Genomic DNA, 22,604 nt, shown 5'->3' on the forward strand with positions numbered 1-22,604 from the left:
CGCGTGGGCCGGGAAGTGGTCCCGGTCCACGCGGGGGCGGTTCGCCGTCCGGCGGGTGGCGTCAGCCGAGGAGCTTCGTCGCCAGCGTCGAGGCGTTGTACGAGCCCCAGCCGGTGGTGAAGTCCCAGCCGGTGGCCGCGGAGTAGGCGCCGTTGCTGCCGCTGGTGATGTCGTGGAACCCGGTGCCGCTCGCCGCGTAGAGAGCGGGGTTGGCGAAGCCGAGGTTGGCCTTGCCGGCCGTCGCGGCCTGCTGGTTGTAGAGGGCCGCGAACGCCGCCCACTCGGGGGCCGCGGCGCTGGTGCCGCCGACCGAGGACCAGGAGCCCTGCGAGTAGATGGAGACCCCGGGGCTCGGGTTGGCGTGCGCCGAGACGTCCGGGACCTGGCGGTAGCCGCCGCCCGCGCTCTTCTGGACGGTCGTCTGCCAGCTCGGGATCTTGAAGACGGAGGACTTGCCGCCACCGCCGCCGGACCAGGCCACCTCCTTGCTGAAGGCGTTGGCGGAGGTGACGGTCAGCTTGGTGCCGCCGACGCCCGTGACGTACGGGTCGCTGGCCGGGTAGTCGACGGAGGTGCCGCCGTCGCCCGCGTCGTCGGAGCCGTCGTCACCGGAGGCCGCGTAGAAGCCGAGGCCCTCGGCGGCGCCCGCCTTGAAGACCGCGTCCACCGCGTTGATGTTGGAGGTGGTGCGGGCGGACTCGGCCGCGCCCCAGCTGATCGAGGTGGTCGGGATGCCGCTGTCGACGATGGCCTGGTACGTGTCGACCTCGCCGGCGTCCGAGTTGGGGCCCTCGAAGACCGTCACGTTCGCCTTCGGGGCGATCGCGTGCAGGACCTCGATGTCCAGCTCGACCTCGACCTGGCCGTCGCCGAGCGCACCGGAGCCGCCGTCGACCTTGGACACGGTCGGGGTGGGCGAGCCGAGGCTGTAGTTGGTGTCGTACTTGGTGATGTTGGACTGCTGGAAGCCGTCGAACTCCAGCAGCGCGATCTTCTGGCCGCTGCCGGTGTACGTGCCGGAGACGTTGTAGCCGCCCTTGAGCTGGGCCGGGGTGTAGCCGCCGCCGGGGCCGTTGTGCGGGGAGACGGTGTGCGGGGTCGCCTGGTGGTGCAGCTGGACGCGGTTGTTGAGGCCGGCCACGTCGCTGACGATGGCGGCGAGGGAGGACGGGAGCGTCGGCGCGCTGTCGTTGGCGTAGAAGGAGCGGCCCGTCGCGGCGTCCTTCCAGGTCGACAGCCGGGTGCCGAACGCCTTCTGCAGCTGGGCGGCGGTGCCGCTGGCGTCGACCAGCAGGTTGCCGGAGTGCACCTTGCCGACGGTGACGCCCTGCGCCCGCAGGTAGTCCTTGAGCTGCCTGACCTCGGCGTCGGTCCGGCCGAACCGGGCCGCGAACTGGCCCTTCGTCAGGTAGTGGCCGTAGGCGGCCGAGTGCGGGTCGCTGACCTTCGCGATGAAGGTGTCGAGGGCGCTGCCGCCTCGGGGCGTCAGGCTGATCGCCACCGATATGCGCTTGCCCGAGGCGACCTCGCCGGTGCGGGACGCGTCGTGCTTCAGGCCGGGCAGGACGTCCCCGGCGACGGCGGCACGGGCGGTGTGCGGGGCGTCGGCCGCGTAGGCGGCGGGGACGACCGCCGTGATCAGCGCCGGCGCGGCGACCAGACCGAGCAGTTTCAGGCGTGACTTCACCGAAGTTCCTCCGGAGGGTGGGGGGTGGGGAGTGTTCCGGAAGCGGAACGGGATCACCGTAGGAACTCCGGTCCCACCCCCGTAAGCGGGGGAACCCTTGCGTTCTGTGTTAACTGCCCATGTCACGTCAACGGCGTGTGTCGAGCGGACGGGGGAGCCGGGCCCGCGCGGCCTGACTTACCGTCACCGACTGTGCGGTGGGTGCGGGTCGGTCGTCGTCGCCGGTGTCCACCGCCGCGCCGGCGGCGATGACGGCGACCGCCATCGCGTGCGCCAGCGCGGTGCGGGAGCGGACACCGACCTTGCGGTAGACCCGGGACAGCGCGCCCTCGACCGTCTTGACACTGATGAACAGCTCGGCGGCGACCTCCCTGTTGGTCGCCCCGCCGCCGACCAGTTCGGCGATCCTCGCCTCCGTGGGCGTGAGGTCGGGCCCGGCCGCGCCCGCCTCGCCGCCGCGTTCCCCGGCCGCCAGCCGGGCCAGTTCGTCCCTCGCCCGGGCCGCGAGCGGGGCCGCGCCGATCCGGGTCGCCGTCTCCAGGGCCTCGGCGAGGGCTGCGCGGGCCGCGTTCCGGCGGCGAGCGCGGCGCTCGACCGCGCCGAGCGCGATCAGGGTGCGTACCAGTTCGACGGGGAGCGGCAGCGGGCGCAGCCGGTCGACGGCGGTACGCAGCCGTACCGCGCCCTCCCGGGCCCGGCCGATCCCCGCCTCGCGCAGCCCCTCCGCCCGGTCCAGCGCCGCCAGGACGCTGCCGGGCGCCCCGTCCGGCACCCGGGCGCGGGCGTCGTGGAGCACCGCCCCGGCCGCCTCCGTCTCGCCGAGCACGACCAGGGCCTCGGCCAGGTCGCCGTACCAGTGCAGCAGCGGCGGGTCGGCGGCGCACATGGCCTCGCCGAGTTCCTTGACGCGTTGCAGCGCCTCGACGGCGGCCGCCGCCCCGCGCGGATCGCCGCCGAGGAGTTCGGCCTGCCCGAGGACGGCGAGGGCGCGCAGCAGGAACAGCCGGTCGCCGTCGGCCTCCGAGGCGCGGACCGCCCGTGCGGCCAGCTGCCGGGCCTCCTCGGGGGTGCCGCCGGTGGTAGCGGCGAGGGCCGCCGCGTAGAGCGCCGGAGCCGCCTCGGCCAGGGCGCGCGAGCAGCGGGCCGCGGTGCGCAGCGCCTCCCGGCAGTGCCCGGCGCGCACCTGGATCCGGGTCAGCGCCACCAGGGTCGCGACGGTCTCCTCGGCTCCCGCCGGTTCGCCGGTCGCGGCGAGCAGCGCGACGACCTGGTCGCGGGCCTCGGTCACCCGGTCGGAGTCCAGGGCGAGGATCGCCCGCATCCGGATCAGCCGCCTGCTCTCCGGGCCGCCGAAGCGCTCCGCTGGGAGCGCCGCGACGTGCTGTGTGTCGACTGCGGCGTCGTTGGGGCTGGTCGCGCCCGCGCGGTGGCAGCCGCATATCGGATACGGCCCCGCGCCCCTTCGGGGTGCTGCCGGGCTCGGGTGGACTTCGGGTGCGGCGTCGTTGGGGCTGGTCGCGCCCGCGCGGTGGCAGCCGCATATCGGATACGGCCCCGCGCCCCTTCGGGGTGCTGCCAGCAGGGTCAGGGCCTCTGTCAGTGCGGCGTCGGCGCTGGCCGGGTCGCCGGCCAGGGACTGCACCCGGGCCAGGGTGGCGAGCGCGTCGATTCTGGTCCCGGTGTCGCCCGCCGCGGCCGCCCGCCGGGCGTGCGCGGCCGCCTCGGTCAACTCCCCGCACAGCAGGCCCCGGACGGCGGCCCAGTGGTGCAGCCGGGCCTCGGAGCGCGGATCGCCGGCCGCGTCGCGCAGGCCGTCCGCGATCAGGTCCTCGGCGCCCTCCAGCGCCTGCCCGGCGCCGCGCAGCAGCACCAGCCGGGCCTGCACCCGCTGGGCCGCCGAGCCGGACCGCGCGAGCACCGCCCCGGCGGCCTCGCCCGCCTCCTCCGTGCGCCCGGCGTCGCAGGCGTACTCGGCCGCGGCCAGCAGCCGTTCGGCACGTTCCGCCGGGTGGGCGGCCGGGGTGCGGCGGGCGGCGAGGGCGGCCAGTTCGAAGGCGGTGCCGGGGGCGCCGTCATGGCGCGCGGAGCCGGCCGCCGCCATCAGGGTGCGGGCCGTGTCCTCGTCCTCGTACGGGTGGGCGAGCGCGAGATGGCGGGCCCGCTCCACCGGCTCGGGCACCGCGCGGAGCAGCAGAGCGTGCGCCTGCCGCCGCCCGTGCTCGGAGGCGTCGGCGTGGACGGCCGCCCGCAGCACGGGGTGGTGGAAACGTACGACCCCGTCGGCGTCGGCCGTCGCGATGCCGAGCCGTTCCGCCTCCGCGAGGTCCGCGGCCGGGGCCGGGAGCCCGGCGGCGCGCAGCAGGGTGAGGCTGGGGCGGGCGGCGGCGCTCGCGACGAGGAGGGTGCGCCGCACCGGCTCCGGCAGTGCGCGGGCCCGCTCCAGCAGGCGGGTGCGCAGCCCGGGGGGCACCGGCGGCAGCGGGCCGAACCCGGCGGACGGCGGGGCGGTCCGGGCGGCGCGGCCCAACTCCCGTGCGTAGAAGGGGTTTCCGGCGGCGGTCCGCTGGATCGCCCGGAGCAGTGCCGGGGGCAGGTCGGCGCCGAGGTCGGTGCGGACCAGGTGGGCGGTCTCGCCGTCCGTCAGGGGCGGCACCGGGAGTTCGACGGTGCCCGGCGGGCAGCAGTGCAGCCGCTCGGGCCGGCCGCCGTCCGGCACCCGCTCGGCGGCGAGCATCCGGACTCCGGGGTCGTCGAGCCGGCGTACGGCGAAGGCGAGGACCTCGGCGGTCGGCCCGTCGAGCCACTGCAGGCCGTCGACGACCAGCAGGACGGGACCCGCGGCGGCCAGGGCGCGCAGTGCGTCGAGGACGGCGACGCGCACGGCGAGCAGGCCGCGGTCGTCCGCCGGTCCGCCGCCGCGCAGCAGGGCCGCCCGCAGCGCCGCCCGGGGCTCCGGCGGCAGGTTGTCCAGGTGGCTGTCCGGGATCCGCGCGAACAGGTCGACGAGCCCGGCGAAGGGCAGCCGGGCGTCCGCCTCGGCGGGCGAGCAGTGCAGGACGGTCCCGGCGGCCGGGTCCGCCGCGAGGGCCGCCACGAGCGCGGACTTGCCGATGCCGGCGGGACCGTGGAGGAGCAGTCCGGGGCGGGCCGCCGCCTGGACCCGGGCGGCGTCGAGCAGCGCTCGGCGCCCGGTCAGTTGCATGTGTTCATGACAACCTTCGGTGATCGGTGTGTCAATGACGTCCGTCACTTCACGGCGGCGGCCCCGTCGCCCGACATGGCGTAACAGGTCATGTCTTCTTCCTGAATCCCTCGTTACGGAACGCGGAAGGCTCTTCCGCCCTCCTCCTGTGCGGAAGCAACGGAGCACGGGCAGGGAAAACAGGGACTGAGTGACATGGGTTTGACCAGTCGAACGACCGTATACGCGCTGGCGGCGCTGTCCGCCCTGTGTGTGGCGCTGCTGGTCTGGCTGTGGCCGCGGCTCGCCAGGCCGGGGCTGTGGCAGGTGCTGGGGCGGCTCGGGGCCGTCGCGGTGACACAGGTGACGATCGTCGCGGCGTTCGCCTGCGCGGTGAACTCGTCGTACCAGTTCTTCGGCTCCTGGAACGAGCTGTTCGGGAACGTCGACACCGCTCCGGTCGGCGTGACCCAGGCGGCCGGCGGGAACGGCGGCGGCTCGGTGAACGGCATAAGCAGCGTCCACGGGGCGTCGCTCGTGCAGCCCGCCGGGGACCAGCAGCTGAGCAGGGTCAGCGGATTGCCCGACGGGCCGGCGGCGGCCGTCGGCCGGGTGGAGTCCGTGAAGATCATCGGCCGGCGCACCGGCGTGGTCGACCCGGCCTTCGTCTACCTCCCGCCGCAGTACTTCCAGAAGGCGTACCACCGCATGCGGTTCCCGGTGATCGTCGCGCTCAGCGGCTACCCGGGCAGCATCTACAACCTCGCCCAGCACCTGCGGGTCTCCCAGACCGCGGGCGAACTCCAGCGCAAGGGCCAGATGCAGCCGACGATCATCGTGATGATCCGGCCCACCATCGCCCCGCCGCGCGACACCGAGTGCGTGGACGTCCCCGGCGGACCGCAGACCGAGACGTTCCTGGCCAAGGACCTCCCGGACGCCGTCAAGTCCGTCTACCGGGCCGGCCACGACGCCAGCTCCTGGGGCGTCATGGGGTACTCGTCCGGCGGCAGTTGCGCCCTTCAGCTCACGATGCGCGACCCCGGCGTCTACACCACGGCCGCCGCCCTGTCGCCCGACTACCGGGTCAAGGACGACCCCACCACGGGCAACCTCTTCGGCAGCGGTCCCGGCCGCCAGGCCCGGATCGACGGCCACGACCTGATGTGGCGCCTGAAGCACCTGCCCGCGCCCCAGGTGTCGGTCCTGGTCGCCAACAGCAAGCACGGTGAGAAGGGCTACGCGCAGACCGAGGCCTTCATCAAGGCCGTCAAGGCGCCCATGCGGGTCGTCTCCATCCTCCCCGAGAACGGCAGCCACAACTTCCCCACCTGGGTACGGGAGATGCCCGCCGCCCTGAAGTGGATGAACGGGCAGCTGACCTTCCCCCAGGACGTCGTGCCCCGGCACCACGCCAGGAAGCCGGTGACCGAGGCGGCGGGCACACCCACCCCCGGCCCCACTCCCGCCCACGGCCACCGCTCGCTGCGCGCGGAGGGCCCGGAGCCCAGCCCCACGGCCACGGCCCACCGCTGACCGGCCGGGTCACGGCACCGCGGCGGCCGTGGCGGAGCCCGTAGAGTGGGCAGCCGGTGCCGGACCGGTGGAGCAGGGAGTGGGGAGTGGCGATGCAGGTAGCCGTGGTCACCTTCGACGGGTTCAACGAACTGGACTCCTTCATCGCCGCCGCGCTCGTCAACCGGTGCCGCAAGAACGGGCTGGAGGCGTTCATCACGACGCCCACCCCCGTCGTCACGTCCATGAACGGCGTCGAGGTGACCGGGCAGCGGCCGCTGGAGTTCGTGGCCGAGGCCGACGTCGTGCTGGTCGGCAGCGGGGTGCGGACCCGGGACGTCGTCGCCGACGACCGGCTGGTCTCCCGGCTGCCGCTCGACCCCGGGCGCCAGCTGATCGGCGCACAGTGCTCCGGCGCCCTGGTGCTGGCCCGGCTCGGTCTGCTGGACGGCAGGCCCGCGTGCACGGACACGGTCAGCCGGCCCTTCGTCGAGGCCCGCGGGGTCACCGTGCTGGACGCGCCGTTCCACAGCGAGGGGAACATCGCCACGGCCGGCGGCTGCATGGCCTCGCAGTACCTCGGCGCCTGGGTGATCTCCCGGACCCTCGGCGACGAGGCCGTGCGCGAGGTCATCGGCTACACGGCACCCGTCGGCGAGAAGCAGGAGACCGTCGACCGCGTCCTGCGCGCCGTCCGCACGGGCGAGGCCGCCGCACTGCGCTGAGCGCCGCAGCGGGCCCGGGCCTCAGATCCAGGTGTCGAGCCACATCCTGGACTGCCAGCCGCCGTAGGGAATCGTCTGCCCGGTGTAGATCGGGTAGAAGTAGACGAAGTTCCAGGCGATGAGGAGCACCAGTACCCCGGCCGCCACCGCGCCCCGCAGCCGCCGCCGCTCCGTCGCACCCGGCGGCCCGAGCAGGGCCCCGATCATCATCGCCACGGCCAGGCACAGGTACGGCACGAAGACCACGGCGTAGAAGGAGAACACCGTACGGTCCTGGTACAGGAACCAGGGGAGGTAACCGGCCGCCACCGCGCAGAGGATCGCACCGGCCCGCCAGTCGCGGCGCAGGGCCCACCGGTAGAGCAGGTAGGCGAGGGCGAAGCAGGCCGACCACCACAGCATCGGGGTGCCGAGGGCGAGGACCGTGCGGGTGCAGGCGGTCGCGGTGGAGCAGCCGTCCTGGCCGGGCTGCGGGGAGTCGTAGGCGAACAGCACGGGACGGCCGAGGACCAGCCAGCTCCACGGGTTGGACTGGTACTTGTGCGGCGTGTGCAGGCCCACGTTGAACTGGTACACCAGGTACTCGTAGTGCCAGAAGCTGCGCAGCGGGGCCGGTATCCACGACCAGGTGCCGCCGCGGCCGTCCGCCCAGTGCCGGCCCCAGCCGTCGTCGGACAGGAACCAGCCGGTCCAGGAGAGCAGGTACGTCAGGAGCGCGGTCGGGACGAGGGAGAGGACCGACCGGCCGAGGTCCCGGCGCAGGACCGCCCGGTACGGGTGGCGGGCCCCGGCGACGCGGCGGGCGCCGACGTCCCACAGCAGCGTCAGGACCACGAAGAACACCAGGACGTACAGGCCGTTCCACTTCGTCGAGGCCGCGAGGCCGAGCAGCACGCCGGCCGCGAGGCGCCAGGGCCGCCGGCCCGTCCCGGCCCGGTCGCCGGTGTCCGCGTCCGGGCGCACCCGGCCCGCCGCGTCGGCCGGCAGCGCTGCCGCCAGCCGGGCCCGGAACCGGTCCCGGTCGATCAGCAGGCAGCCGAACGCCGCCAGCACGAAGAACATGACGACGAGGTCGAGCAGCGCGGTGCGGCTCATCACCAGGTGCAGGCCGTCGATCGCCATCAGCGCCCCGGCCAGGCAGCCCAGGAACGTCGAACGGAACAGGCGGCGGCCGATCCGGCACAGCATGAACACCGACAGGGTGCCCAGGGCCGCCGTCATGAAGCGCCAGCCGACCGGGTCGAGGCCGAACAGCCACTCGCCGACGGCGATCACCCACTTGCCGGTCGGCGGGTGCGCGACGAAGGAGCCGGTGTCCGAGAGCGAGATCACCTGGGGGTGCGCCAGGATCTGCGGGTCGGCGATCTTGCGGTCCGGCCACGTGCCCTCGTAACCGAGGTGCAGCAGTGCCCAGGCGTCCTTGGCGTAGTACGTCTCGTCGAAGACGAGGTCCCGTGGCCGGCCGAGGTGCCAGAAACGCAGGACGCCGGCCAGGACGGCGACGAGCAGTGGCCCCAGCCACTCCGTCGCCCTCGCGAGCCGCCGCGCCCGGGCCGGGCCGAGGCCCAGGAGCTGCCAGAGCCGGGCGGTGGGCTCGGGGAAGGGCGGGACCAGGCGTTCCCGGACACCGGCGGGCGGACCCGTGCGGGTGCCGGTGCGCGGAGGCCCGGCGTAACCGAACCGGCGCAGCCGGGCCGGCCACGCCGGGGACTCCGGCGCCGGACGTATGCCGTCGAGGTCGTGGGAACGCGTCGCGCTGCTGTTCGTCACCGGACGACCTTAGGCCGTGGCCGCATCCGGCCGCGAAGCGGTGGCCGGGCAGCGGGTTCCGTGCCTGTGATTGACCGTACCGGGGTGGCCACGTGTAAGGCCTGGGCCATACCCTGGACCCAGGGCTACGGCACCCGGACTGCCCTGCAACGGAAGGGACTTGGGGGGCACAGGAGCCGTGAACGGGGGACGCTTGTTCAGTGTGAGAAACGGCGGTCATGCGGCGGGGTTCGAGCATGAGCTGGTAGACCAGATGTGCGCGGTGTCGGGACTCGATGCACCGGGAGGGCGCGATCTCTTGATCGACATGCTGTCGGGCCGGTTACCCGAGTTGGCCAACGTACGGCGACACGACCGGAAGCGGCACGACATCCTGGAGATAGCCCGAGCCTGCTGGCAACAGCCTGCGGGACTGTCGGTGTTGGTGGACACCCTCCAGGTGTACGACCCCGGGTCGATTCCCGTGCTGAGGATCGTCGAGCTCGTCTCCGGCTCGCCGGTTCTGGCGGTCCTGCCCGATGCCGAACTCCGCAGGGCCCGCACGCTGCTGGGCCGGTTACCGTATCCCGACGCGCAGGGCCTGCTGTACGCGGCGGCCGGCGACCTTCCGCTCCCGGTGCACCCGGTCACCTCCCTCCAGGAGGCCTTCGACTTCCTCGCCGGGGCCAACGCCCGCCCCGACGGCCTGCTTCCCGTGCTGGTCCTGGTGGAGCACGCGATCGCGGCGGGCACGGCGGCCGACGCCGACCGGCAGGTCGTCGACGGCCTGCGCGGCTGGATCGACGATCAGAGCACCCGACTCGACCTGGTGAAACCTCTCGAAGCGCTCCGCTCGCAGATAGCGCGCGGAGCGGCGGAACCGGCTCCCGCCTGTCTCGTTGTCCAGTTGAGCAGACACGGGATGAGTTCGGACGAGTACCTGCTGTCCCACTGGCGCCAGCGGCGGCCCGGCTCGTGGCGGCCGGAGCGAGGAGAGGACCGGATCGTGGCCTTGGACGACGTCGAGGCCGCGGTGGAGCAGCTGGTGGAGAGCGTCGAGGAGGACTGGGGCGAGCAACCCGGCCGGCCGGTCCTCGAGTTCGTACTGCCGCTCCACCTGCTGAACCGTCCCATGGAATGGCTGCCGACCGCCTCGCACTCGCCCTCCGCGACCGCCCTGTGCCTGGACTACCCGGTGGCGCTGCGGAGCCTGGAGCGGATGCGGGCCCGCCGGTACCACCGGCGCTGGCGCAACCGCTGGCAGCAGCTGGCGGCCGGTCCCCGGATCGTCTGCCACTGGGACACGACGGGGGAGCGCGGCCACGACCCCGAGCAGTGGAACAGTGCCCTCGCCGCCGACGAGCGGCTCGTGTCGGTCGCGCTCACCGGGCCCCCGCTGCCCGGACCCGGCGGCCGCCAGACCACGCTCGAAGCCGCGCTGCAGGCCGGGGTGCCGTTGGCGGTCTGGGACCGCCGGCCGACGCCCCCGGGCGACTTCCGGAAACGGGTCGACAGACTGCTGAAGGGAACGGTCGCCGAACTGCCGCAGCGCGTGAAGAAGCTGCGCAGCGAGGCGGCCACCGCAGCCGCCCCGCAACGCGATGCGCACGCAGGACGTCACCTCGCGGTGCTCCTGGACAACCCGAACCGGATGGTGGACTGGTCCGAATACCCGGCGTCGGATCCCGGCGGTGTGCGCGGCGGACACGACGACGAGGGGACCTCATGAACGGCGTCCAGCACCCGGTGGAGAACAGCCGCAACGGCGGCCCGGTCAGCCGCAGTTGGTGGATCTACCGGGGCACCGGGCAGCCGCTGCCCGACATCCGCCTGGCCGACGTGCTGCCTCCGCCGCCCGGCTGGCGGACCTTCGACGGCGGCCCGGTGCTGCCGCCCGTACCGGCCGAGAGCGCCGAGACCGACCGCCGGCTCGGCAGCGTGGGCCGCACCACCTCCCGGCAGAACCCGCACGACATCGACATGATCAACACGGCCCTGCTGCTGCGCAGGCCGCTGCTGGTGACCGGCCGGCCCGGCATCGGGAAGTCCACGCTGGCCTACCTGGTCGCCCGCGAACTGGGCCTGGGCCGCGTCCTGCACTGGGGGATCACCTCGCGCAGCACCCTGCGCTCCGGACTGTACGAGTACGACGCCATCGGCCGGGCCCAGGCCTCCCTGGGGCGGCGACCGGCAGCCGTCCCCGACGGCGAGGGCACCGCCGAGGCGCCGCCGGACGGCGGCACCGGCGCCCGGATCGGGGACTTCGTGCGGCTGGGCCCGCTGGGCACCGCCCTGCTCCCGTACGAGCTGCCCCGCGTCCTGCTCATCGACGAACTGGACAAGAGCGACATCGACCTGCCCAGCGACCTCCTCCACGTGCTGGAGAACGGTTCGTACGACATCCCGGAACTGGTCCGCGCCCGTCATCACGAGGGCCGGGCACGGGTGTTCACCGACGACCCGGACACCACGGTCACGGTGACGGACGGCCGGGTACGGTGCCGGGCCTTCCCGTTCGTCGTCATCACCAGCAACGGCGAACGGCAGTTCCCGCCGGCCTTCCTGCGCCGCTGCGTCCGGCTGGACGTCTCCCCGCCCCGCGAGGACCAGCTGGCCACCATGATCGCCGCGCACTTCCGGGACCAGGAGGGCCGGCACGACGACATGATCCGGGCGTTCGTGGAACGCAGCCGGCAGAACGGCGGACTGGCGACCGACCAGTTGCTCAACGCCATCTTCCTGCGGACGGCCGGGGTCCGGGAGGACGACGAGTCCTGGGGCGAGCTGCTGGAGGCCCTCTGGCGCGAGCTGTCGGGGGCGCCCTGATGGGTGACGACCCGCGTCGTCCGGAGGCCTTCGAAGTGGCGGAGGGCCTCTGGCTGCACGCGTACCAGACGCTGGCGGCCCGGCTGCCGGCGTCGGACCGCCCGCCCCAGCCCCGGCCGACCGCGCTGTCGGGGCTCTCCGGGCTGCCCGAACCGCTCGACAGGCCGCCGGTGTCCGGTGGGACGGGCGGCCGTACGACGGGTGGGACGGGCGGCGGTACGACAGCCGGGACCGGTGGCGGTACGGCGAACGGGACCGCCGGAGGTACGGCGGGCGGGGCCGCCGGTACGGCGAACGGGACCGGAGGCGGCAGGTCGGCGGAGACCGGGGACGGCACGACGGACGGGACCGCCGACGGCGCGGTGCGGGAGCCGTCCGGTGACCTGGCCGAGGTGCTGTTCCTGCCGTTGCCGCCCGCCGGAGCGGAGGGGGCCGGACCCGGTTCCGCGCCGGAGCGGGCGACCCGGTGGCTCCGTGCCGAGGCGGTCGTACCGGCCGAGCCGGCCGAGGCCGTGCCGGACCTGCGGGACGCGACGGGGATCACCCGTGCGCTGCGAGTGCTGAAGCAGCTGGTGCCCTCGGCGTCCGAGGTCGAGCTGGACGAGGAGACCACCGCCGAACGCGCCGCCGAAGACGGCCTGTGGGTGCCCTACACCCGGTCGGCGGACGAGCGCCGCTTCGATCTGGTGCTGGTGGTGGACGACCACCCGACCATGGTGATCTGGGAGCAGACGGTCGCCGAGTTCACCGCCGTGGCGGAACGGCTGGGCGCCTTCCGCGACGTACGGGTGCGCCGGCTCGGCCTGCGCGAGACCCCGCGGGGGCCGGAGGCGGTGCTGCGCGGGCCGTATCCGGACCACGACGTCCTCGGCGTCCCCGGCGAACTGGTGGACCGCACCGGCCGCCGGATCATCCTCGTCCTCACCGACGGCCTGGGACCGCTGTGGCGGACCGGGGCCGGCCGGCAGGCGCTGGAGCTCTGGGCGGCGGCCGGGCCGGCGGCGGTGGTGCATCTGCTCTCCCAGCGGGACTGGCACCGCACCGCGCTCACCCCCCGGCCCGCACGGCTGCGCAGCCCCCGCGCGGGGGCCCGCACCAACGAACTGGCCGTGGACTTCCCGGCCGAGTGGCGCGACCCCTTCGATCCGCCGCCCGGCACCTGGACGGCGGCGGTCCCGGTCCTGGAGCTGGACGCCCGGTGGCTGGGCCGCTGGGCCGGTCTGGTGGCCGGTGCGGAGCCCGGCTGGGTCGAGGCCCCGGTGCTGTTACTGGGCGCGCCCGATGTGCCCGAGGAGGATGCCGACGAGCCGCCGGCCGTCGTCCCGCCACCCTCGGTACAGGAGCGCATCCGGCGCTTCCGCAGCCATGCCACCCCCACCGCCTTCCGGCTGGCCACGCATCTGGCCGCCGCGATCCTGGAGCCCCGCCTGGTGCGGGACGTCCAGCGCAGGCTGGTGCCCGAGGCGCAGCCGGCCCATCTGGCCGAGCTCTTCCTGAGCGGCCTGCTGGAGCAGCCGACGCCCGCCGGTGCGCGGAGCGCCACCGCGCCCGCGCCGCTGGAGTTCGTCGACGGGGCGCGCGAGGCGCTGCTGGCGGGCGCGATGCGTGCGGACACCGCCCGGGTGGTGAGCTCGGTGTCCGAGTTCTACGGCGACCGGTTCGAGGCGGCCCGCGGGCTGCACGGCGCGCTGCTCGCCCCTGACGAGGAGCCGGTTCCACAAGTGACGGCGGAGAGTCTGCCGTTCGTGCGTGTCGAGCTGGCCGTGCTGCGCGCCCTGTCCGGGCCCTACCTGCTGCGCGCCCGCCGGGTCGGCGCGGCGTTGGAAGGGGCTCCTTCGGGTGCGTCGATCACTGAGAATTCGCGGCAAATGAGCCACGATATCCGTAATAAAGATGTTGTAAATTCAGACTTGGGCGGCCTGGACATGACCGACACCACTGCCAGTGAGCACCAGCATGCAGCGGGAGAATCCGCGAGCGGGACTCCAGTGCGGGAGATTCCCGTTCCGAGCACCGACGGGCTGCCGGGCGCCGACCTCTCGTCACCCGGCAGGACGGTCCCCGGGCCGGCCGCACCCCAGTCGCGCTCGGCCCCGCAGCGCGCCTCCGTACCGGTGGTCTGGGGCAACGTGCCACCGAACAACCCCAATTTCACCGGGCGGGAGGAACTCCTCGCGCAGGTGCACGAGCAGTTGCTGACGGGCGACACCTCGGCGGTGCTGCCGCACACCCTGCACGGCATGGGCGGGGTCGGGAAGTCCCAGATCGCCATCGAATACGTCTACCGGCACTCCTCCGAATACGACGTCATCTGGTGGATCCCGTCCGAACAGCCGACGATGATCCTGACCGCGCTCACCGAACTCGCCCACCGGCTCGGTCTGAACGTGGGCGCGGAAGCCAACAGGGCGGTCCCGGCGGTCCGCGAGGCGCTGCGCCGCGGGGAGCCCTTCGGCCGATGGCTCCTGGTCTTCGACAACGCCGAGAACGTCGAGGCCGTACGCCCCTACTTCCCGACCGGCGGCACCGGGAAGATCCTCATCACCTCGCGGAACCAGGAATGGGACCGGGTGGCCAGGACCCTCTCCGTGGACGTCTTCACCCGCGAGGAGAGCAAGGCCCTGCTCCGCCGGCGGGCCCGTGACCTGAGCGACTCCGACGCCGACCGACTCGCCGAGGAGCTGGGCGACCTGCCGCTCGCCATCGAGCAGGCCGCGGCCTGGCAGGCCGTCACCGGTATGGCCGTGTCCGAGTATCTGGGGCTGATCAGGGAGAAGATCGCCGAGCTGATGCTCGAACTGGTCCCCTCGCCGGACTACCCCATGTCGGTGGCCGCCGCCTGGGACGTCTCGCTGCGCCAGCTCGAACAGCGCAACCCCGCCGCGCTCCAGCTCCTCCAGGTCTGCTCCTTCTTCGCTCCCGAGCCGATCTCGCGCGCCCTCTTCAACAACTCGCGCAGCACCATCTCCCCGGAGCTCGACGAGGCCCTGCGCCACCCGATCAGGCTCGGCCGGGCCATCCGCGAGATCAACGTCTACGCCCTGGCGCGTATCGAGCACCGGCACGACACCATCCAGCTGCACCGTCTGGTCCAGGCGGTCCTGGTCAACCGCATGTCCCCGCAGCAGCAGGCGGACATGCGGCACGGCGCGCACCTGCTCCTCGCCGACGCCAACCCCAACAGTCCCGGCTCCAGGGAACTGTGGCCGCGCTACCAGCAGTTGCTGCCGCACATCGTGGTGTCGCGGGCCGTGGAGTGCGACTCGCCCTGGGTGCGCAGCCTGATCCGGGACGCCGTGGACTTCCTCTACATCTGGGGCGACCACGACGGCGCGGTCGCCATGGCGCGCGAGGCGGTCCAGCTGTGGACCGGGAAGTTCGGCGCCGAGGACCAGCAGACGCTGGAGATGGCGAAGACGCTGGCCTTCCTGCTGCGTACGATCGGTGAGTACGAGGAAGCCGCCGCCATGATGCAGCGCACCGCGGACACGTACATCCGGATCGCCGGCGAGGACGACGAAGGCACCCTCGACGCCCTCATCCAGCTGACCAGCGGACTGCGGCTGCGGGCCGAGATGGCCCAGGCCCTGGAGATCAACCGATCGGTCTACTCGCGCGCTCTGCGGGCCTTCGGCGACGACGACCCGGCCACCCTCCGCGCGGCCCACAGCCTGGGCGTCGGCCTGCGCCTGATGGGCCTCTACCAGGAGGCCCGGGAATACGACACGGAGACGGCCCGGCTGCGTGCCCTCGCCCTCGGCGAGAACCACCTCGACACGCTGAACACCCTGAGCGCGCTGTCCCTCGACATCCGGGAGACCGGTGACTACCTGGGATCCGTGGTCCACCAGGAGGACGTCTACGCCCGTTACGTCGCCGCCTACGGCGAGGACAACCCCGCCACCATCAGCTGCGCCCGGGTGCTCGCGGTGTGCCGGCGGCGCGCCGGCGACCACGACGGGGCGGTGCAGCTCAGCGAACTGGCGATGGCGCGGTTCGAGACCCGCTACGGCGCGGACCACCCGGACACCATCGCCTGCGCGGCCAACCTGGTCGTCGACCTCCGGCAGGACGGCCAGCTGAGGCGTTCGGCGGAACTGGGTGAGGCGACCGTCTCGCGCTACGAGGCCAAACTCGGCGCCACCCATCCCTACACCCTGTCGGCCCGTACGAACGTGGCCATCACCCTGCGCCACCTGGGGGAGCTCGACGCCGCCGGGGAACACCTGGACAAGGCGCTCGGCGGCATGCGCGAGTCGCTGACCGACGAGCACATCCTCACCGTGACCACGGCCCTCGGCATGGCCAACCACCACAGCGCGCTCGGGCGCCACACGGAGGCCCTGGAAGCGGACCGGCAGAGCCTGGACATCCTTCGGCGGACACTCGGCCCGGACCACCCGACCACCCTGGCCTGCGCCAACAACGTGGCCCTGGACCTGCGCGCGCTGGACCGCGTGGACGAGGCGACGGTGCTGCACACCGACACCCTGACCCGGTTCCGCCGGACGCTGGGCGAGAGCCACCCGGCGACCGTCGCCGCCGCCAGCAGCCAGCGGGCCGAGGCGGACATCGCTCCGGTGCCGTTCTAGCCAAGGGCTGCCGGTCGGGCCCTGGGCGCCCGACCGGCTCGGCCCGGCGGAGTCACGGCAGCGGAGTCACGGCTGTGGCGTCGGCTCGGCGTCCACGGCCTGCCCGGTGTCCGGCGTCTGCTCGCCACCGGGGTCCGCCTCGGTGCCGGCGCGTTCGGCCGGTGAGGTGCCCTCCGGGCGGTGGAGCGGGCCGATCAGCGGTCCGGCGGCGGCCGTGGTGAGCAGCGCCATCACCACCAGCAGCGCATACAGCCGGGGTCCGATCACCCCGGCCTGCAACCCCACGTTGAGCACGATGAGTTCGGTGAGCCCTCGGGTGTTGAGCAGCACACCGATCAGCAGGGAGTCACGCCAGGGCAGCCGGGCGGCGCCCCGGGCCGACAGGGCGCCGGCGGCCACCTTGCCCGCCACCGCGGCGACGCATATCACCAGCAGGAGCAGCAGGTCGGAGGCGTGCAGCCCGGTGAGCTGGACCGACATCCCGGAGATCGCGAAGAACACCGGAAGCAGCAGGCCGCCGGTCTCCTGGAGCGGGCGCAGCACCTGGCTGTCCGGAGCGCCGTCGGACTGGCGGGGCATGATGATCCCGGCCAGCAGCGCACCGAAGATCACATGCAGTCCGAGCGCGCTGGTGACCCAGGCCGAGGCCAGCGCCAGGGCGGCGGCGACCGGGACGTGATTGGTCATCAGGGCGCCGGACCGGTTCATCCACCACTTGAGCACCGGCCGCACCACCACGAACATCGCCAGCACGTAGGCCGCCAGGAGCGCCACCTTGACGGTCCAGCCGCCCAGTGAGCCGTCCTCGCCGCCGATCAGGGCGACGGCCAGTACCGGCCAGCTCAACGCGTCGATGACACCGGCGGCCGCCATCGCGATCGTGGCGGGCCTGGTGCCGGCCAGCCCCTGGTCCCTGATGATGCTGGCCAGCACGGGCACCGCCGTGATGGACAGGGCGACCGCCATATACAGGGTGAATGTCGCGTCGACCGGATGCCCGCCGTTGGCGGAATGGAAACCTCCGGGATAGAGCAGAACGATGCCCGCCCCGATCAGCATGGGAATCGCGAACCCGCTCAGCGAGACGGCGGTCACCGCGCCGCGATTGCGCAGCTGGCCGAGGTCGAGTTCATAACCGACCGCGAAGAGGAAGAGCACCAGCGCGACTTGGGCCACGGAAGTCAGAATTGGCTTGATCTGGTCCGGGAAGATGGTTTCATACACCCCTCCGGGGGCCAGTCCCAGCAGACTGGGGCCGAGGGCGATGCCGGCGAATAACTGCCCGATGACCGGCGGCTGGCGGAGCTTGCGGGCCGCCGCTCCCAAGAGCGAGGAGAGCGCGATCACCACCGCGAGAGCTGCGACGACGTGAGTGACAGTGGAGTCGATGCTCACCGGCATCCCCCTTCGGCAAGTGCCTCACCCTGTGGTGTTGTTCACGCGCAGTATAGCCGGTGTGGGGGCAACTGATCTATTCTTGCATGCGTTTGGAATATGCCGTCAGAGGGCGGGGGGTCGACGGTGGCAACGGTCTTATTCGTACACGGCACCGGCGTACGCGAGCCGGGATTCAGCGGAACCGTGGAGACCGTACGGCAAGGATTGCGGCCGTTACGGCCCGAAGTCCGTATATCTTCCTGTTATTGGGGGGGAACTGCCGGATCGGTACTGCATTCGAACGGTATTTCCGTGCCGGGGTACGCGACGGGGCGTGAATTGCCGGGAGCGGTCGCCCCCGGCGCACCGGGAGAGGACCTCGACGAGGACGTCGAATTCTGGGGCCTCCTCTATCTGGACCCGCTGCTCGAACTGCGCCTGCTCACCGCGGAAACCACCGGGAGAGCCGAGTCGGCCCCCGGCACCCGGCCGCCGGGCGAGGTCCTCTCGGCGGCGGCTCCGGCGCTCACCGCGGACGACCGGTTGCGCCGACTGCTGGACGCGGCGGGCCTCGCGGAGGACTTCGCCGCCGCCGTGTCCGCCGTGCTGACCGCCGACGACTGCCGCCGTTTCCTCCGTGCCCCGGCCGAGGGCACCGGCCCGGCCGAACTGGCCCGGGCCTTCGTGGCCGAGGCGGTACGCCGCCGGACCGAGCGGCAGGGACCGGCGACGGCCCTCGACGGCACCGCCCGCGACGAGGCGGTCGCCCGGATCGCCGGCCTGCTCCCCGGCCCCTCCGCGACCGGGGACGAGCCCGGCACACACCGCGGCCCCGTGACCCGGCGGATCAAGCGGCTGACGGGACGGCTGGCCCTCGGCCTGGCCTCCGCCCAGGCGGTCAGACGGCGTTCGGCGCTCACCGACGCGGCCCATCCGGCCGCCGGGGACGTGCTGCTCTACCTGGCCCGCGGCGGCCCGATCCGCGAGTTCGTCGCGGCGGCCGTCGCGGAGGCGGAGCCGCCGGTGGTCCTGCTCGCGCACAGCCTCGGCGGGATAGCCGCGCTGGACCTGCTGGTGCTGCGGCCGCTGCCGCAGGTCGAGCTGCTGGTGACCGTCGGCTCGCAGGCGCCGTTCCTGTATGAACTCGGGGCCCTGCCCAGCCTGGAGCCGGGCAGCCCGCTGCCCGCCCACGTACCGCGCTGGCTGAACGTCTACGACCGGCGGGACCTGCTCAGCTACCTCGGCGCCGGCGTCTTCCCCGGCCGGGTCCGGGACATCGCCCTCGACAGCCGCCAACCCTTCCCGCTCTCCCACAGCGCCTACTGGAGCAACCCCGAGCTGTACCGCGTCCTGGCCGAGGAGCTGCCGTGACCGCCGCCCGCCCGGACCGGACCCACGCCGTCGTCGTCGGTGTGGAACGCTATGCCGCCGGCCCGTCCTGGGACCTGCCGGGTCCGGCGGCCGACGCCCGCCGCTTCACCGCCTGGCTGCGCGGCCGCGGCGTGCCCGCGGCCCACATCTCCCTGCTGCTGGGCGCCCTGCCCGGGACCGGCGGGCCCGAGGTGGACGTGACCGCCGGCAGCGCCGGTCGGGAGGCCGTGCAGGAGGTGCTGACGCGCCGGCTGCCCGCGCTGGAGGGCGACCTGCTGTTCGTCGTCTGGGGCGGCCACGGGGTCACCGATCCGCAGGGACACCGAAGGCTCTTCTACGCCGACGCCACGGCCGACGACAAGCGCAACCTCGACCTGGACGCCTGGCTGACCACCCTCACCACCGACGCGCTGCCCGGCTTCCGGCGCCAGATCTGGCTGGTGGACTCCTGCCAGACCTTCGTCGAGGACCTCGGCTTCGTCCGCTCACTGCCCGGCGAACTCCCGTCCCGCGGCGACCGGTTGCCGGGCCGGGAGCAGTTCGTGCTGCTGGCCTCGGGACCGGGACAGCGAGCGGCCAACGATCCCGTGCGGCGGACCGGGGCGTTCTCCCGGGCCGTGCTGGCCGTACTGGAGGCCGCGGACGACGAGAACTGGCCACCGGACATGGGTACGGTGGCGGACACCGTGATCGGACGGTTCACCGAGGGGGGACAGCGGCCCACCTCGCTCTGGTACCGGTCCGGGGCCGGCGACGTACGCCACTACGACTTCCCGGCCACCCGGCGCCGGGCGGAACCGGTACCGGACTCGGCCCTGGCCGAACTGATCGCCCTGCTCGCGGGGTGGCCCGGCATGGCCGACCGCGACCAGCGGCAGCTCGTCATCGACATGCTGCCGGTCGACCTGGGCGGTGCCATCCCCAGACTGGGTGCGGCACGGGCCGACATCATCAGCATCGTGCGTACCTGCCGTCTGCACCCGGGCGGCCTGGCCGCCCTCGTCGAAGTACTCGCCATGATCGATCCGGGCTCGCTCGCGCGGCGCGACCTGAAGGACTGGGCGGCCCGCTGGCTGACGCCCGAATAGGAGGCTGACCGGCCTGATCACGGCCTTCACGGCACCTGGAGCATGCGTCATCATGAAGTCAACGGGAGGACGTCCTCAGGGGGATGGCACATGAACACGCCCACGGAATCCGTGTGGTCCGAACTGCCCGATCTCAGCGAGACCACCCTTGCCGGCCTACGGGTCCAGAGCACGGACGTCTACGCGCGTGCACTGGACCGGTTGCTGCGGCAGGTCGAGCGGCCGCGGGTCAACTTCGCCGGTGACGGACCGCCCAAGCGGGCCGACTGACGACCGTCGTGGAAGGAGCCGTGTGCAGCCGGACGGACGCTCCGCACTCGCCCATGCCGCTCACCACGTCGTTCCCACGGCGTGTTTCGACGATCTGGCCGCGGGCCGGGGCGGTCCGGAGACCGTTCGTTTCCTGTGGAGCACCGAGTACAGCAGGCGCCTGCTGCTGCTGAGGGCCCTGCTCGACACCGCCGCCGCGACCCCCGGAGCGCTGGGCCCGCTGCCGCCCGTGGACGCCGCGTGGGACATCCTCACGGCGGCCCAGCAGCGCGCCCCGCGCGCGTTCGGGGAACTGCTGCTGCACCCGCAGATCGGCACCTGGCTGGGGCACGGCCTGCGCCGGCTCAGGCACACGGCCTGGGGCGACGGGCCGCTCTGGACCGACCTCGGCCATCTGCACGCGGTGTGCGCGGTCGCCGCGCTGCGCGCCGGGCTGCCCCTGCGCACCACCGTGCCGTTGCGGGACGGCACCGCGATGTTCCCCGCCCTCGGACTGGCCCGCCTGCCGGGCCGCCCACGGTGGGGGACGGCGGAGGTGGCGGTGGAGGCGGGGCGGCTGCGGGTCGACCCGCACGGTGCCGGCGTGGGCCCGCCCGAGCCGCCCGGAGGCCCCGACGGCGACGCCCCCGGCTGGCAGGGGCTGCGCAGCCTGCGGGCCGGGCCGGCGGAGCGGCCGGTGACCGTCTGGCTGGACGACATCGACCCGTACCGGGACCTGAGTGAGCCCCTGCCCCCGCAGCGCCTCGGCAAGGACGAACTCGCCCGCTGGCAGGAGCGGTTCGGTCTCGCCGTGGACCTGCTCGGGGCCAGCGATCCGGGCATGGCCGCCGCCATGGCGGAGGGACTGCGCACGGTCGCCGAGGTCCGGTCGGCACACACCTGGACGGTTGCCAGCGCCTCCTCCGGCGACGCCTTCGGCGGCCTGCTCTCCTCGCTGCCCCCGGACCCGGTCAGTTTCGCGGTCACCCTCGTCCACGAGTTCCAGCACACCAAACTGGGCGCGCTGCTCCACCTGCTGACGCTGGAGCGGGACGGCGGGGCCGAACGGCACTACGCCCCCTGGCGCAACGACCCGCGCCCGCTGAGCGGCCTGCTCCAGGGCGCCTACGCCTTCCTGGGCATCACCGACTTCTGGTGCAGGTACCTGGACCACGTACCGCCGGCCGCGCGCCAGGAGGCGGAGTTCGAGTTCGCGCTGCGCCGGCGGCAGACCCAGGAGGCGGTACAGACCCTGCGCGCCGACCCCGGCCTGACCGCGCACGGGCGCCGTTTCCTGCGGGGCATGGCAGCGCGGTTGCCGGCCTGGTGGTCGGACCCCCGGGTCCGTCCGGACGTCGCCGCGCTGGCCGAGCTGGCGGCCACCGACCACCGCACCGGCTGGCGGCTCCGGCACCTGGCCCCCGCCCCGGACGACGTCCGCGCCCTGGCCAGGGCCTTCACCGCCGGTGCCGCGGCCGACGGGCCCATCGCCGCGTCCGCCGTCGTCCCCGATCCCGTCGCGCCCTGGTCCCAGGCCCGCAACGGACTGATCCGGCAGCGCCTCGCCGTGCCGGACGCCGGCGACTGGCCCGTACCGTCCGCCGCCGACCGTGCCCTGGTCGCCGGGGACCCCGACGCCTCCGACGCCTACGCCCGCCTGCTGGCGGGCGACCCCGAGGACGCCGACGCGTGGACCGGCCTCGTCCTCGCCCTCGCCGAGCGCCCGCTGCTGCAGCGTCCGGAGCTGCCGCGCGCGGTGCACCGCGAACTCCGCCTGACCGGCACGGCCGCCGACCCGCGCGACGTCGCGCGCTGGCTGGCGGCCGGCCCCGCCGTCTGAGAACAGTGTCGACACCGCGCCCGCCCGGAGCACGGTCTCGATGGCGGCCGACGGGGAGCCGACCGCCATCGAGCCGGGCGGGGACTGCAGCGGGGCGATCTCCCTGGCCGTGTCCTGACGGCCTGGCGTGATCAGCCGCACGAGCCGGTGAAGACGTCCACCGCGTCGTCGCTGCTGCTCGCCACCAGCAGGCCCTCGGTGCCGTCTGACGTCACGTCGGCGGCGGCCGCCTCGTAGGCGCCGCCCGCCGACAGTTCGGTCAGTTCGGTCAGCTCGCTCAGCGAGCCGCCCGAGGTGCCGGTGTAGACCGAGACCGAGTTGCCGTTGAGGGACGACACCAGGACGTCCGGGCGGTCGTCGCCGTTGACGTCGGCCGAGTTCGGCACGGGAACCCACGGGCGCCG

The 22,604-nt window shown here is 73.7% G+C and carries 14 protein-coding genes; 9 read left to right on the forward strand and 5 right to left on the reverse strand.

Features of this window, described 5'->3' with window-relative positions; all coding sequences use genetic code 11:
• Positions 1–61: 61 nt before the first annotated feature.
• Complete coding sequence (locus tag ACFY6U_RS36185) at positions 62–1,687, reverse strand: protease pro-enzyme activation domain-containing protein (protein WP_390045140.1); 1,626 nt, start codon at positions 1,685–1,687, stop codon at positions 62–64.
• A gap of 127 nt (positions 1,688–1,814) precedes the next feature.
• Positions 1,815–4,889, reverse strand: coding sequence for an AAA family ATPase (locus ACFY6U_RS36190; RefSeq protein ID WP_390045142.1), 3,075 nt, complete (start codon positions 4,887–4,889; stop codon positions 1,815–1,817).
• Between the two features lie 195 nt (positions 4,890–5,084).
• Between ACFY6U_RS36190 and ACFY6U_RS36195 the strand changes: the two genes are divergently transcribed.
• Together ACFY6U_RS36195 and ACFY6U_RS36200 are read left to right on the forward strand one after the other, a co-directional pair.
• Positions 5,085–6,404, forward strand: a complete 1,320-nt coding sequence (locus tag ACFY6U_RS36195; RefSeq protein WP_390045144.1) for an alpha/beta hydrolase — start codon at positions 5,085–5,087, stop codon at positions 6,402–6,404.
• Positions 6,405–6,496: 92 nt separating this feature from the next.
• Positions 6,497–7,108: a DJ-1/PfpI family protein gene (locus ACFY6U_RS36200; RefSeq protein WP_390045478.1), complete on the forward strand. Its 612-nt coding sequence runs from the start codon at positions 6,497–6,499 to the stop codon at positions 7,106–7,108.
• 21 nt (positions 7,109–7,129) lie between these two features.
• Here the strand turns inward: ACFY6U_RS36200 and ACFY6U_RS36205 are convergent, their stop codons facing one another.
• Positions 7,130–8,878 carry a dolichyl-phosphate-mannose--protein mannosyltransferase gene (locus ACFY6U_RS36205; RefSeq protein ID WP_390045145.1) on the reverse strand — a complete coding sequence of 583 codons (1,749 nt, stop codon included), beginning with the start codon at positions 8,876–8,878 and terminating at the stop codon, positions 7,130–7,132.
• Between the two features lie 253 nt (positions 8,879–9,131).
• On the opposite strand from ACFY6U_RS36205, the gene ACFY6U_RS36210 reads away from it, so the two are divergent.
• Genes ACFY6U_RS36210 through fxsT form a run of 3 tightly spaced genes read left to right on the forward strand, consistent with a single transcriptional unit; the run spans position 9,132 to position 16,275 of the window.
• Positions 9,132–10,586 (forward strand): hypothetical protein, encoded by a 1,455-nt coding sequence (locus tag ACFY6U_RS36210; protein ID WP_390045480.1) that lies wholly within the window; start codon positions 9,132–9,134, stop codon positions 10,584–10,586.
• Positions 10,583–11,683 (forward strand): AAA family ATPase, encoded by a 1,101-nt coding sequence (locus ACFY6U_RS36215; RefSeq protein WP_390045147.1) that lies wholly within the window; start codon positions 10,583–10,585, stop codon positions 11,681–11,683. The genes ACFY6U_RS36210 and ACFY6U_RS36215 overlap by 4 nt, the downstream gene beginning before the upstream one ends.
• Positions 11,683–16,275 (forward strand): FxSxx-COOH system tetratricopeptide repeat protein, encoded by a 4,593-nt coding sequence (fxsT, locus tag ACFY6U_RS36220; protein WP_390045149.1) that lies wholly within the window; start codon positions 11,683–11,685, stop codon positions 16,273–16,275. The genes ACFY6U_RS36215 and fxsT overlap by 1 nt, the downstream gene beginning before the upstream one ends.
• Before the next feature lie 66 nt (positions 16,276–16,341).
• On the opposite strand, the gene ACFY6U_RS36225 is transcribed toward fxsT, so the two are convergent.
• Positions 16,342–17,670: a cation:proton antiporter gene (locus ACFY6U_RS36225; protein ID WP_390045151.1), complete on the reverse strand. Its 1,329-nt coding sequence runs from the start codon at positions 17,668–17,670 to the stop codon at positions 16,342–16,344.
• Positions 17,671–17,964: 294 nt separating this feature from the next.
• On the opposite strand from ACFY6U_RS36225, the gene ACFY6U_RS36230 reads away from it, so the two are divergent.
• The 4 genes from ACFY6U_RS36230 (at position 17,965) to ACFY6U_RS36245 (ending at position 22,200) form a co-directional block, all read left to right on the forward strand.
• Positions 17,965–19,023: a hypothetical protein gene (locus tag ACFY6U_RS36230; protein WP_390045152.1), complete on the forward strand. Its 1,059-nt coding sequence runs from the start codon at positions 17,965–17,967 to the stop codon at positions 19,021–19,023.
• Positions 19,020–20,111 (forward strand): caspase family protein, encoded by a 1,092-nt coding sequence (locus ACFY6U_RS36235; RefSeq protein WP_390045154.1) that lies wholly within the window; start codon positions 19,020–19,022, stop codon positions 20,109–20,111. Before ACFY6U_RS36230 ends, ACFY6U_RS36235 begins: the two co-directional genes overlap by 4 nt.
• Positions 20,112–20,201: 90 nt before the next feature.
• Complete coding sequence (locus tag ACFY6U_RS36240; protein WP_390045156.1) at positions 20,202–20,381, forward strand: hypothetical protein; 180 nt, start codon at positions 20,202–20,204, stop codon at positions 20,379–20,381.
• A 22-nt stretch (positions 20,382–20,403) separates the two neighbouring features.
• Positions 20,404–22,200, forward strand: a complete 1,797-nt coding sequence (locus ACFY6U_RS36245; RefSeq protein WP_390045158.1) for an HEXXH motif domain-containing protein — start codon at positions 20,404–20,406, stop codon at positions 22,198–22,200.
• Positions 22,201–22,331: 131 nt separating this feature from the next.
• Here the strand turns inward: ACFY6U_RS36245 and ACFY6U_RS36250 are convergent, their stop codons facing one another.
• Positions 22,332–22,586, reverse strand: coding sequence for an FG-GAP-like repeat-containing protein (locus tag ACFY6U_RS36250; RefSeq protein WP_390045159.1), 255 nt, complete (start codon positions 22,584–22,586; stop codon positions 22,332–22,334).
• Positions 22,587–22,604: the final 18 nt, after the last annotated feature.

It is taken from the genome of Streptomyces sp. NPDC013157 (assembly GCF_042899865.1).
In the GTDB taxonomy this organism is placed as follows: Bacteria; Actinomycetota; Actinomycetes; order Streptomycetales; family Streptomycetaceae; genus Streptomyces.